Raw genomic sequence first — 12,980 nt, 5'->3', positions numbered from 1 at the left:
CTAATTTATTTGAAGGGGTATTCTTTCCCTTTTTCCTTCCCTATAGCCTGCAGCATCTCTAGTTCGTTGGAGAAGATGGCAGAAGCTTCATCAGGTGTTTTGCTAACCATGGAAATTGACCCTGTGGGACACGTGGATACACAAAGCCCGCAGCCGATGCATTTCGCTCTATTTATGACGGTACGTTCATTTTCAATTCGGATGGCATTTACATTACATCGGTCGATGCAGGTACCACAGGTGGTACAGGTGTCGTCGTCTTTTGTGGCATAGTAGTTTGACCTGACTATGAATCCCGGACTATCGTATTTGGTTATGCTGGCTAAAGCCTTACAGCAGCAGCCGCAGCAGTTGCATATAAATATCTTGTTGCCGGCCTGGTTTGTGGAGAAATGAATCAGGCCAGACTCCTCGGCTTTCAGAAGTATCTTTTTTGCCTCCTCCTTTGAAATCTCCCTGCCGAGTTCATTTTCAATGTAGAAATCCGCTGCCGGCCCGAAGCTCATACAGGCTTCCAGTAGCTTGTCGCACCCCTTTCCCACCATTCGGCTTTCTTTCCGGCAAATGCAGTCGGCAACGGCAAACCTGGTATGTGATTCGATAATCTGCGACACCTGTTCATAGGGCTGAATCTCGGTATTCCCTTGTATCTCTTGCTGAACAGGAATGACGCGGAATCCACCGGTTTTTGTCTTTTGCCATGAAGGCACCATGCCCTCCCGGTAAAATCTTTCGTACAGCTCGATGTTTTCTTTATTCAGCCTATTCAACTGGAACTCCCAGATTCCGACCATCCACGGCATCAGAAAGTAGTACATTTCTTGGTCAGGCGCTCTATAGCGCATTATCAATCCCCTTCTCGACATGCCGTACAGTGTTTCTCCCAGTTCAGTTTCATCCTTACCCGCCCGCTGTGCTATAGTCGGTAACTTTTCCGGGCGGGGTCCCAGGCGCAGCATAATCTCGGCCTCCTCCGGAGTAAACAGATGCTGTAGTACTTCCAGGTCCACGCCGCTTTCGGTTTTAGGGAACCCCTGGGGAAACATGTCCAGTCTCTCGCGAAGTCTCTCATAAACGTCAGACATAGCGGTCTCCTTTAGAAATCGTTCTGATATTCTGCAACCAATTGATAAACCGGCGCCATTTATTGTATCACTTTCTGGCCTGGAGTTGCCTGGCTCTGTACTCGTCCAGCACATTTCTCCCTCTCCCTCGATTGGAGAGGAATTTCTCTACCCAACCTCTCCCTTGACGGGAGAGGATTAAGGTGAGGGTGAATTTTTACATCTTTATCTGTACTTTTGATTTTCAACTTTTAACTTTTATCACCTGCAAATTTACGCACTTAAGAAGGGCTTCCTCTTGCGGGGTAAGTCGGGCTTCCTTCAATATCTGTTTTAATCCACCCTGAGCCAGATAGTCCCTGAAACACTTATGATTATCCCTTCCGGCAACGAATTCCATAGCCCTGATGAGATAAGCGATGGAGTTTTTAGGTAAAGGGGCATGGTAGTCAATGAACATCAAGACGCCTTTCTTTTTCACCACCCTTTTCATCTCGGAAACCGTCCTATTTCGCTCGTCTCTTTCCATCTCGTGCAGGGCAAGTGATATGGAGGCGCCATCGAAGTAACCGTCCGGGAACGGCAGCTCGGTGGCGCTGGCTATGCGGAAGGTGGCCTGCAATCCCCGTCTTTTCTTGTTCCTTTCCGCCAGCTCAATCATGTTGGGGTTCTGGTCTATGCCGGTGGCAATGGCGCCCCTCTGCTCGTAGTGGAAGGCCTGGTCGCCCGTACCGCAGCAGACATCGAGCACCCTGTCGCCAGCCTTCACGCCTGAAAGCTCGATTACACAAACCCTGACGTCTTTAACTATGGGGTCGAACAGTGTCGAGTAGTTGAATAGAAGCACAAGTACGGATTATATCAATTTTTGAATTGGGGGTAACCTCTAATTAAGTGCCACCCACCTACGGGTGACCGTTTGAACTCTGTCTTTTCTGTCATCGCGAGGAGTCCCTCCAGCTTTTCCCTCCGCTCATTCTGAGCCTGTCGAAGAATACTCCGTCATCGCGAGGGGCGCAGCCCCGTGGCGATCTCAGCCATGTCGCCGTAATCGTAGAAAATCACCGTAATCGAAAACCTATTTTTAATTTTTTACTTGTACTTTTGACTTTTGGCTTTTAACTTTTAACTTTCGTTGGTGGGAATATCCCACTTGACATATTGTCCCACTTATGGTACGATATTGCTGCGATGGCTACAATAATAAGAGATACAGATTTCGAAAAGGTAGCTGATAGCGTGAAACCGGATGCTAAAAGGCGCGTAGTCCTGCAAAAGGTTCAAGTACAGGAAGGCGTCAGCTATCATATATACCGCAACAGCCTGGGGCAAATTTTACTGGACCCGCAGGTAACCATCCCTGCTTCAGAAATATGGCTATTCAACAATCCGAAGGCTCTGGCATCGGTCAGGCGGGGACTTTCCGATGCTGCAGAAGGCAGGGTGTCAAAAGTCGACCTTAAATCTCTATAAGGTCACGCGCTTTTGTTTGAATTACAATGGACAGCGGAGGCAAGTAAAGCCTACAATTTGCTAAAAAGTGCTGCTTCCCAGAGAAAACGTTACCAAGCTGTCAAAAAGACCATCAAGTTCCTGGCAATGAATCCTCGGCATCCTAGCCTCCAGACCCATGAATATATGAGCTTAAAGGGCCCGAACGGGGAGAAGGTTTTTGAAGCCTATGCCGAGCAGAGCACGCCCGCAGCCTATAGAGTCTTCTGGTATTACGGTCCTTCTAAGGATGTAATCACGATTTTTGCCATTACTTCTCACCCTTAGTCACAGCCTTGGCAGAGTGGCTCAAACCCTCAACCGATTGTGTATCAGACAACCACTCTCCAATTGAGCTACCGTTGTAATAATGTCAGGAACTAGTGGGTATGCTGCGCTGATGAGGGCGAATAGGTATTGCTAGGCAGCGGATTGCTCTGATGCGGTGGAGGTGCATAATCAGACAGCAGTCTAGGCTGAGTTGTAGTTGTTGTATTTAAATAGCCAGAAACCACCTAAACAGAAGAGCAGCAAAAGCTCATTGGGTGACTCTGGTTGTTTATTTTGCCATTAAAATTATTTCAAACCTTGCCCCTGTAATCCATCAAAGCTGGGTATCTCACCCTTGATTTTTAAGCGACTTTAGGTCTAGATAAGAAGCTCCTTGTTTAGTTATTATCTCTTGACGTTCCCTTACAAATTGCTTGAACTCATCATGGCTAAGCGGCTGACCTCTGATGAATTTTTCTGAATATATTTTAGGAATCAGGTGATCGCTCAGTGCATCCTCAGTAATATTAAACTGTGGCACGTATTCCCAAGGTGGCATTTTCTTGAGTTTTCGAACATTTGTCTCGCCACATAGGCGAGTCAGGTTGCCTGTCTTTTCACAGTCCTCAAATCCATGCCTCTTGCCCCAATCTTTAGGAAGAATATGGTGCCACTGGGATTCAAGAGTGCCTGATGTTTGTGTCAGTGCAGGAAGACTAATATTCTGTAGCCAATCTCTTGCCCCGGACGACCAAAGAAGAATATGTAGTAACAGTGCTTGCGGTGAATTGTCCCTAAAAGGATCATCAAGCTTTTTCCGAAGTTCTTCTTCGGTCCAATCAATGTCTATCAGTAGGTTTTGGAGGACTTCGTTAAGGCTGGAAGCTTCGTAGACATTGCGACCGTCATACGTAAGCTGTTCAAGTGGTGCATCGCTATAACGGGCGGCTAGATTTGCAAGAATGAACCATCTTAACACACGCTTGAAGTCATAGTTAGAAGTACGCATGAATTTAGAATGTATAGAAAGTAGCATTATCATTGTGTAGGTAGATGGAATCATATCTACGTCAGTAATACCTTCTTCCCAAAGACGTAGTATGCAATCTTGGATGGCGTCCTTCATTGCTGGCCAAATTTGTACAACCTTTTCCTTCCACATTTCGGGTATGGTAGCCTGTCCTACTCTAGCCTTACCCTCGGCAAGGATTGTCGCCACTTGCAGCACTTGAGCCGGATCCAATTCCCAATCTTCTTTCAACGCGTCTAGAAAGGCGTAGAATTTATCACGTACCCACGTACGATTATATTGTGCAACATAGGAAAGCATAATTTGAGGTTCTTTTATTTTCGTGCCTTTTTGGTTAATGCGCCTATAGAGTTCCGCAACATCTTCTACTTTTTTGTCGTCCCCTATTTCTGCAACTGGAATGCTTCGTTTCATTAATGGTAAGGCATCAACTGCGAGGTCACACGCAGGCTTACTTTGTCTGATGTTAAACTCTTGGCACCTTTCCTCGACATAGTCGTGAGTTTCACTTGCACTCTTATATAGTAGTTCATCCAACGGTATCCGCACCCTTGCCTTCTTAACAAGGCGACCAATCAAGGCCTCACCATTTTCTTGAATATTAAGATATATACGTCTTGCGTGAAATATCTCACCCCATTCACGGTTGTTCATCCAATATGGTTTCTTTCCTGCTAAGATACAGAGACTTGTTATTCGTTGCTGACCGTCTACCATCCACTGAGGTTTACTGCCTGTAGGAGTAATACCCTTGGGTTCGTTATACTGGCTCGTCTTCCAGGCTGAAAGGATTCCGATTGGCAAATCCTTCAACAGGGAGTCACAAAGCATAGCTACTTGTTCGTATTTCCACTCAAACTGCCGCTGAAACTCTGGTATATTGTAGTCCCCAGCTGCCACTTCGCGTACTAAATCTTGTACTTCAACCTCTCTCATCTAAAGTGCCTCCTGTTAGTTATTTGGCCGCTTGTTCGCCCAACCAAGTAATAATTTTCGAGATCTCTGGACCTACTACTGTGCTCATTTCTCCAGGATCAACGCCTATCCTCGCCGTCTCTTCTTCTCAAAGCAGAATATGTTTTGCCAGCAGTTTCACCCCCGCTCTAGGTTGACCTGCCCCACGAAAACTGGTCCAGCCCTAGGGTTCACTCCGCTATATCGTTCTGTTTAGCAGTTCCACCAGTAGTCCCAAACTTGGTTTTGATAGTACTTCAGACCCCGATCTCTCGAAATACTAGGTAAACTCCAAAAATTTTCTGATGGTTCTAGTGTATTTTTGTTTACAACGATTGACGTCAGGAAACCACGACCTTGGGCATGCTCATACTCGGATATCTCCTCAAGCACTCGTCCCATTTGTTTTCCGCGAGCAACATGAAAATCGCCCATTATCTCCCCATAGGTAATCAAACCCCGATGCTTTGCCACCCATATAATTCGTTCTTGAATATCATCTCTCATACCCTTCCCTCCTCAACGCAGTGATTCTAGTTAGCTTTAATTATATACCCATTCCCTGAGTTATTGTACCACTTCTTATGTTATAAGCGGCATAGTTTCAGGGGAAGGGCAGCTCTAGATGATGCCGCAAAGCTTTGCCGGCAGGGGCAGGAATTTCATTAACCTGGACTATGATTATTAGAGTATTGGCTTGTGGCTAATGCTCGAGTTCGCTTGAAATATTGTATTCGGGTTCGAGAACGCAGATAGCGTAATGTTCCAGAAGCGCGCGCCTTTTCCAGGGCTGCTTTCTTTGTTTTTCATCGAGCACGACCAGGTGCCTTACAGTGCAGTTGGCGGATAGGTATTTCTGGGCTTCATTCCAGTCGGCACAATGCTTGCTGTCAATCAGCCCTTTCTGAATCGGTGGGATGCTGGAGCCGAACAGCCTGTTTTGGCGCTGGGCATGCTGCCGGATTTTTTTCTGTATGTCCAGAGATTTACCGGCATAGATGTATTTCTTTTGCTTCCTATCGTAGACCAGATAGACTCCCGGTTTGTTGGGAAGATGCAGGCAAGCATGGTCGTAGTCTAACTCCTCCGACTTGAGCAACCTGCCGAGCAGGTGAATGACCTCGTCACCGGGTTTTAAAGTCAGGCTCTCCTTGCTTATCATCAAGCCTTTAACCCAGGCATCCAGCCCGTCACTGTAGCCACCTATTCGCGTGCCATTGCAATTAGTCGTGTGTCCCCAGCAGCACGGATAAATACGGGCAAACTCCTGCCCGCGTTGTTTGACTGCAATGAACCTCGGGTCCTGGCCTTCCGGAGTCCTTTTACGCCGGGAAGCCAGCGCAATAAACTTGTGGCCGTCTGGCGTTACCATCTGCTGTTCGCCGGCATCATCCAGGCGCTGCCAGACAATATCAAACCGGCTCTGAAGTAGCTTTTGACTTCGATGCTTTGCGCCCATGGCATTAGCCTCCGACTTCAAGAGAGTTGGTCTGGTTACGATTATACATCTACATATCTCGGAATGGAATACCCCGAGCGAAAATTTTGGCAATTTCTGTGGAACAGGTCAAACGGGGGAAGCCAGGTCTTCGTTCAATAGGTGCTGGATAGGGCGGGTGTCCAGGTGGTTTAGGCAGGGACTTTATCACAAGCCGGCTCGGTTTTTGTTCGGGCCCGGAGAGAAATATCTAAGTCAAGAGCGTCAGCTACTTTGAAAAGTGTGCTGAGTGTAGTATTGTAATCACCCTTTTCCAATCTGGATATGGCAGGTTGTTTTGTCCCAACAATCTCAGCAAGTTGTTTTTGGCTAATTTGCAGTTGGTTTCTGCGTTCTATCAAGCTCCGTATCATGTCATATTTAGGCTGCAAAGCTTCGTATTCTTGGCGAATTCCTGGCTTTTTAAGTAACTCCGCCTCGAATTCTTCATATCTTGTAGCTTTTTTGTTTGCCATTTTACTGCCTTCTAATTTGGATTGTTCGTATTATATAACACATATGTTATATTGTCAAGACTGCAATTTGTAGTTATTCATTCTCTGAATAGCTAAATTTTTGTCGGCTTCTGATATTTTGTCTTCTTTTTTTACAACACCGTGTAGCAGTATGAACTTGCGTCCTGGATGGGCAAAGAAGAAAATACGATATATGTCCGAACCGTGTTTAATTCTAAGTTCCCTGATACCAGACCTACCTATCTTTCTTACATAAGGCATGCCAAGCGTGACGTTAAATTGCCTCAATAATTTGAATACGTGCAAAATTTCTGCTATTGCACCGTCAGATTGCTCTAAAATGAAATCTTTTACAGGTTCATTGCCTTTCTCATCAATATAGAAAACAATCTGCCAATCCATACTGCGCATTATACAATATCTATATTTTGAGAGCGTCTCCAGACGATGCCGGTTAGCTTTACCGGGGCAAGGTCTTTGTTCGGTAGTTGCTGGATAGGGCAGGTGTCAAGACATTGACCTGCTGGGCGCGGTTGTGAAAATCCTTACCAGACAAACGGTATTAGCCGATATTTTACTTTCTGCATGTAATCTTTATAACCTGGCAGTTCTTTCGCCAGCACCTGTTCCTCATTGAATATTCTGAGAATGATTAAAACAGGTAGTGGTATGAAGGCAATGATTGCCCAGAAAGAGCCAAGCGCAATCGGGCTGAGAAGATACATCAATAATGCCCCCAGGTACATCGGATGGCGAACAATGGAATAAGGGCCGGTGGATATCACTTTCTGGCCCTTTTCCACTTCGATAATTCGGGAAGCATAGGTGTTTTCTTTCATTACGAGAAAGAAAATAAAATATCCCGCCAGAACTATAATGTCGGCGATGATAACGACAGGCAGCGGCACGTATGACCAGTTAAAGCGATGGTCTAATCCGGGAATAATGAAAGCCAGAACGAAGACGAATATCGACAGTTTAACGATTAACTTCTGGGGCTGCTCCTTTTCTCGCATTCTCGTGCGGCGTTCCAGCAGCTCTGGATTGTTCTTAAGTAAATATATGAAGACGAAAAGAATTGGGATAAAGGTTATTCCACAGTAAACCCAAGCTTCCCAGTACCGGATTGTGCCCGCGGGGAGGAAAAACAGCAGACCGAAGACAATAATTGCCAGTAAGTACCGAAGAACGGCGGCGTTGATCATTCTTTTGTAATCGCTGTTGGAAATTTTAGGCATTCCTTTTTTTCTTGCCTTCCTCGGTAGCGTTCACCTGTTTTGCTTCACCGGGCGAATGAAATATCTCTCTGATTTTTACAAGCAGGTTCATATCTCCTTCAGCCCGGTAAAGTCCATTTATAAAAGCCATGCCCGGATTTATCTCCCGCCGCGCCACCTTCAGCCACACATCGGCCGGAGAGTAGATGGTCAGGGTTGGAGAAGCAGCTTCACCTTCACGTGCCGTGCATTGCCCCTTTGAAACGGACAGCACCATTTTTCCTCCACCCTCTCCAGAAAGGTCGAATTGTATATCTGCTTCGAGACCTCCGGCTACTACGGGGTCGAAGCCCAAAGGCATCCGCTCAATGAGTTCTTTGGCCGTGGCAGGGAATAGCGATTGGTCAAGCGGCTGTGACATGTACTGTCGTTTCAGGTAATAACCGGGATAAAACCGGCTAACCGGAATAGCGATGCTCAAAACGATGGCCAGTGGAATGATTATGGAAAACAGCGGCTTTCCATGTCCAAGCCAGCTTGACAGGAAACAGAGGAACAAGATGCCACTCCAAAAATACGTGAGATGGACATTAATTGTCCTAAACTGGGGTGTTTCCCAGGCCCGCTCTGCGATAATCCGCTTGGCAACAGCGTAGGTAAAGGGGTCGTAGCCAAAAAGCTGCGGTATAAGCGCTGTCAAAAAGAGAATAAAATAGAGAATCGCTATTGAATTATCAACGAAGAAAGAGGAGATATCAGTCGGGGCTAAATAAACCCATGCCGTCCCAAAGGCAAGATATCCAAGGAAAGCCCATTCAAGATAGCTCGTATGCTTGACAAGTCTTTTCGCCAGAATAAAGTGAATTACGGCAAGGGTCAGACCCACAACCGTAGCCAGTCTGGCTTGGGCTAAATTAGCTTCGCCTACCCTGGCGATAACTTTGAATACGATAACCGGGATAAAGGATGTGGCAAGAATGATTATGTTTAGCTTCATCCCTCTAAGCTCCTTTATTTATTAGTGACCATTTTCAACATACCTGCTGCCTGCGTTCAATAGGTACTGGACAGGGCAGGTGTCCAGGCGGTGAAGTCCTCGAGATGCCTGCCGCTTTTATCCAGGCATTGGCCTGTGAACTCGTACACGGGCACGGCGTAGGCCTGTTTTTCAGAGGGCGGGTCTAGCCAGTATTTGAGCTGAACGTCCTCAACGACCACCTGCTGGCAGTCGAGAGGAATGTCCAGGCTGCCTTTGCCCTGGATAAGTTCCTGGTAGGCTTGCTTCTCGGATATGATGTTTTCTGTGGTGCGCGGAGTCATCTGCCGCCACGACCAGATAAGCCCGACAACCTCGCCGTTATCGCCGACGCTGACCTCGATCTTCGAGCCGGGACCTGTAGTCCAGGTGTGGTCAATCTGGTACGGGAAACTGATTAGCCAGTAGGCAGGAGCCAGAGGCGCGGTTGGTGCGGATGGTGCCGGTGATTTCCATGGCCAGGATGGTGCGGACGGTGCTGCGGCGGGTGGTGCTTCTGCGGCATATTCCCGGCTGACGGAATAGCCGCCGGCGATTACGGTTGTCTCGTCCTTTATCTTAGCCAGACTCTGGTAGCCGGATGGCAGCAAGTCCGCCTGCTCCAGGAAGTCATAGGCTATCTGCTCCGCTTCTGGCTGCGACGGAAGTTCAACTGCGTGGGATGGATACAGCTTATCGGGCTCCACGTAGCCGTACTCGATAGCTCCGGAAGCAGTCCAGACGATAAACTTTCTCATCTCGTCGCCTTCGCCGTCGAACATGGCAATCTTGTCTCCACCGTCAATAAATCTGGCTTCTCCGCTGAATCCAAGCCTTCTGCCCAGCTCGGTAACGGACTCAGTTGTTACATCGGTGCTTTGTACCTTATAGACCGGTACCTGGCCGGGTTTGGTTGACAGCGACGTTTTGGCGATGAACGCCATATATTCCGGAGTGACATTTGAAGGCAAGTTAACTGAGTAATCACGCTCAGTCAGCGAGGGTGTGGGTGCGGAGACCGGCGCCTGACCATATCTGCCGGTGTACCAGACAGTGCCGACGAATATGAGCAGCACCACCAGCACAGTGCTGGTAACAGCGATTAAGGCTGGCCTCTGAGGAAACAGGTTTGCCGTCCATTCTCGGAATCCCTGTCTCTTTGCCGGGGTGGCTGCTGCTTCTGCCTCGGCTATTTTATGGAGCAATCTGTCCCTGAGGTCAGCCCTGAAATCGGCTGAAGGCTCATCGCGGTAAGCAAGCATCTTCCGGGCGAGCTCGAGGGCTGAGCGCAGGTCATCGCTGACGTCGTCGCCGAGGCTTATCTCCTCTCCCGCCAGCAATTTGTCCAGATATTCGATGAACTGTTTCTCGGTGTATTTAGCTTTTTTCATTCGACCAGTCCTTAAAGCAATTCCTCAGCTTGCAGATGGCACGGAAGAGTATGGTGCCGACATTATTCTCGGATAGCCCGAGCACAGAGGCAATCTGGCGATTGTTTAGCTCAGCACCGAACTTGAGCGATATGATTTCCTGCTCTCGCTGAGGCAGTATCGCCAGGCAGACCCGCAGCCGCTCATACTCCTCTCTCCTCTCTGCCTCTTCCTGCGGAGGAGGGTCTGCGGACTCAATCCCAACGGCGTACTCCAGCGGCATGGTATTCCTTTTGGATGATTTTCGGAAGTAGTCCGTGACCGTATTTCTGGCGATGGTCAGCAGCCAAGTCTGCGGTGCCGCCTTCTCTCTGTCATACCTGTGGAAGGCAGCCAGGGCTTTTTCAAAGACAAGTGATGTCAAGTCCTCTGCCTCATTTCGATTGCCTACTCGATAGTTTATATAGCGAAAAACGTAAGTCATGTGCTCTTCGTAAAGCGCGGTAAAGCTTATGGCGGTGCCATGATGGGCAAGATTGTTCTTTGCCAAGGTGTTTTCTCGATTCAGGATTCCGTTGTAACATTGTAGCATGTTCGGTATTTCAATCAACCCATTTTTCCTATTTACAACATGACTTCTCCTGTTAATCGTATTATCCAGCTCCTGCCCACCCCTTATTCCGAGAAACAGGGCGGGCAGGAGCTTACGAATGGAGGACTTAGTCCCCGTATCCAATCAACGATTCGATTATATCGAGTTCTTGCTCCAGCGTGGTATCGCCGATTTCGTCCATCTCATCGGCAAAGTAGTCGCTGAACTCCTGGAACAGGGCACGATACTCTCTTGATACCATTAACGGTAGTGACTGGCGTTCCCAGTTGCCCAGTGGTGACGGCGGCACGACGATGCCACGTTCCGGATTGACCATCGGCTCCCAGGGACGGCTCCAGTGGGCATGTTCCCGCTCATCGATGAGCCAGTCTTTCATCAGGTCTGCGTACCTGGCAAGCAGTATGCCCTTGCGTATGCCGCTGTTTTCGAAGTATTCCGGCCGCTCATCATCTAGATAGACCTTGGCTGTGCTGTCATCTTCTTTGCCAGCTCTATCTTCATAGCTTACGCTGAGCCTGATGCTGCCACTGTCATCCCCTCTATTCTTTAGTTTCAATAGTATCAGGCCGCCTTTGGTCTCACCGTCCTCCTTTTTGGAGGGGAAGAGGGTATTCACCTTCATCAGCTCACCGGTTGCCTTATCAGCTTCGGGGCTGCCGTAGACCATTTCAATATCCCAGTCTTTGGCTTCCAGTGTGAGCCGCAGGTCAAAGACGAGTGGCGTTACCATATAGTCGAACTCCTCGCCCATCCGTTCCATGAAATCGCCGGGTGAATGCACGGAATAGTAGTTGGCACCTCTGGTCTTGGTGATGGACTCGATGAGTTCGGTATTGAAATCGACGCCGATGCCGATGAACGTGGTGTAGATATTGTTGCCGGCATTATTCTTAAGCAGACGGAGCAGGCTGTAGGCTCCCGTTTCTCCTGTGTTGGGCATGGCATCGGTCAGAAAGATGATGCGGTTTTCATACTCGTAGGGGTCATAATCGCTGTATTTTTCCAGAAGGTCGGTGGCGAGTTTCATCCCGTCGGCGAGATTGGTGCTGCCATCAGCCCTTATTTCAAATATGTTGTCCTCGACTTCGTCCATGTCTGTATGTCGTACCTGCGTCATTCGCTGAAGCAGGTGCGCCCGCTGATTATAAAGCACTATACCGAAACGGTCATCATTGTTAAGCTGGTCGAGAACATCGATGACGGCATCCTTGGCGACCTCGATTTTTTGTGTGTTCCGTTCCTTCCAATCGAGTTCCACCTGATTTCCGAACTGGTCATAGTAATATTGATTGAATGGGGATGACATGGAACCGGAGATATCGAGGACGATGACGAGGTTCAGCTTCTTGCGCTCGAAGTCACGTTCCTCCATTCCCGAGTTCAGGCCTACGGAGAGGTAGTACTCTGTCTTGTTAGAGAAGGGGTCTCTGGTAACTGCGTAGCTGTACGAGGGGCAAAAAAGCTTGTTACATGATTTTGTCTGGCCGGTATCGAAGTAGTACTCGTAGAATAGTCCTTCATAGGTCATGTCTGTGGGCAGTGGCAGGTAGCCATTCTTGATGTTGGCTCGGAAGTTATCAATGCCCTTGGCGCCGCCTACCGCCAGGCCTATGGTGTCTGAATCGCGCCATGATTCCGCGACGTTTGGTTTCTGTGCTCCTTTAGCCCAGGGTGGGGCGAATGAGGGTGGTGCCAGCAATGGCGCGGGAGCGGATTCAAATGGGGTAGTTGGTATTTGCGCCGCAGGCGGGGCGATTTCTTGCGACGTGTCCGGAGCTTCTGCTTCTTTTGTGGCGCAGGCTGAAACAAGCGCCGTCGCCAGTAGCATGAGGATCAGAATAACCGGCAAAATCCGATTAGTAAGTGAATGTGAGCCTTTCATGGCGAACCTCCTTTTATCCGTTTTTCTATAGTAATATACGGATAACCCGGAGAAGTATTACAGGGGGTAGTGTGCTGGTGGGCTGGCTATAACAGGCAGAGCTTTCGGTTTAAAACCTGTT

Annotated in this window: 14 protein-coding genes; 2 read left to right on the top strand and 12 right to left on the bottom strand. The window is 48.2% G+C overall.

What is annotated here, in order from left to right; all coding sequences use genetic code 11:
• Positions 1-5 precede the first annotated feature (5 nt).
• Both FJ023_03010 and FJ023_03005 read right to left on the bottom strand, forming a co-directional pair.
• A complete protein-coding gene (locus FJ023_03010; GenBank protein ID MBM4446307.1) occupies positions 6-1,199 on the bottom strand; it encodes a 4Fe-4S dicluster domain-containing protein in 1,194 nt (397 codons plus the stop codon).
• A 109-nt stretch (positions 1,200-1,308) separates the two neighbouring features.
• Positions 1,309-1,911 carry a class I SAM-dependent methyltransferase gene (locus FJ023_03005; protein ID MBM4446306.1) on the bottom strand — a complete coding sequence of 201 codons (603 nt, stop codon included), beginning with the start codon at positions 1,909-1,911 and terminating at the stop codon, positions 1,309-1,311.
• A gap of 344 nt (positions 1,912-2,255) precedes the next feature.
• Here FJ023_03005 and FJ023_03000 point away from each other — a divergent pair, with 344 nt between their 5' ends.
• The gene (locus FJ023_03000; GenBank protein MBM4446305.1) at positions 2,256-2,537 is read left to right on the top strand and encodes a hypothetical protein; all 282 of its coding nucleotides are present in this window, start codon (positions 2,256-2,258) and stop codon (positions 2,535-2,537) included.
• Positions 2,538-2,663: 126 nt separating this feature from the next.
• Positions 2,664-2,843: a hypothetical protein gene (locus tag FJ023_02995; GenBank protein ID MBM4446304.1), complete on the top strand. Its 180-nt coding sequence runs from the start codon at positions 2,664-2,666 to the stop codon at positions 2,841-2,843.
• 331 nt (positions 2,844-3,174) lie between these two features.
• Here the strand turns inward: FJ023_02995 and FJ023_02990 are convergent, their stop codons facing one another.
• The 10 genes from FJ023_02990 to FJ023_02945 form a co-directional block, all read right to left on the bottom strand.
• Positions 3,175-4,791: a DUF262 domain-containing protein gene (locus FJ023_02990; protein ID MBM4446303.1), complete on the bottom strand. Its 1,617-nt coding sequence runs from the start codon at positions 4,789-4,791 to the stop codon at positions 3,175-3,177.
• Between the two features lie 231 nt (positions 4,792-5,022).
• On the bottom strand, positions 5,023-5,316 hold the full coding sequence (locus FJ023_02985; protein MBM4446302.1) for a hypothetical protein: 294 nt from the start codon (positions 5,314-5,316) through the stop codon (positions 5,023-5,025).
• Positions 5,317-5,512: 196 nt separating this feature from the next.
• On the bottom strand, positions 5,513-6,268 hold the full coding sequence (locus FJ023_02980) for a hypothetical protein (GenBank protein MBM4446301.1): 756 nt from the start codon (positions 6,266-6,268) through the stop codon (positions 5,513-5,515).
• Positions 6,269-6,438: 170 nt separating this feature from the next.
• Complete coding sequence (locus tag FJ023_02975; protein MBM4446300.1) at positions 6,439-6,762, bottom strand: helix-turn-helix transcriptional regulator; 324 nt, start codon at positions 6,760-6,762, stop codon at positions 6,439-6,441.
• 54 nt (positions 6,763-6,816) lie between these two features.
• A complete protein-coding gene (locus FJ023_02970; GenBank protein ID MBM4446299.1) occupies positions 6,817-7,173 on the bottom strand; it encodes a type II toxin-antitoxin system RelE/ParE family toxin in 357 nt (118 codons plus the stop codon).
• A gap of 134 nt (positions 7,174-7,307) precedes the next feature.
• A complete protein-coding gene (locus tag FJ023_02965; GenBank protein MBM4446298.1) occupies positions 7,308-7,967 on the bottom strand; it encodes an isoprenylcysteine carboxylmethyltransferase family protein in 660 nt (219 codons plus the stop codon).
• A 25-nt stretch (positions 7,968-7,992) separates the two neighbouring features.
• Complete coding sequence (locus FJ023_02960; GenBank protein ID MBM4446297.1) at positions 7,993-8,976, bottom strand: SCP2 sterol-binding domain-containing protein; 984 nt, start codon at positions 8,974-8,976, stop codon at positions 7,993-7,995.
• Between the two features lie 56 nt (positions 8,977-9,032).
• Positions 9,033-10,385 (bottom strand): hypothetical protein, encoded by a 1,353-nt coding sequence (locus tag FJ023_02955; GenBank protein ID MBM4446296.1) that lies wholly within the window; start codon positions 10,383-10,385, stop codon positions 9,033-9,035.
• A complete protein-coding gene (locus FJ023_02950) occupies positions 10,372-10,974 on the bottom strand; it encodes a sigma-70 family RNA polymerase sigma factor (GenBank protein ID MBM4446295.1) in 603 nt (200 codons plus the stop codon). The genes FJ023_02955 and FJ023_02950 overlap by 14 nt, the downstream gene beginning before the upstream one ends.
• A 109-nt stretch (positions 10,975-11,083) precedes the next feature.
• Entirely contained in the window at positions 11,084-12,859 is a 1,776-nt protein-coding gene (locus FJ023_02945) for a VWA domain-containing protein (protein MBM4446294.1), read from the bottom strand.
• Between the last annotated feature and the right edge of the window lie 121 nt (positions 12,860-12,980).

The sequence above is a fragment of the Chloroflexota bacterium genome (genome assembly GCA_016875875.1).
GTDB lineage: Bacteria > Chloroflexota > Dehalococcoidia > GIF9 > UBA5629 > 9FT-COMBO-48-23.
The sequence above is the reverse complement of the archived record's forward strand: the minus strand, read 5'-3'. Positions and strand labels throughout refer to the sequence as shown.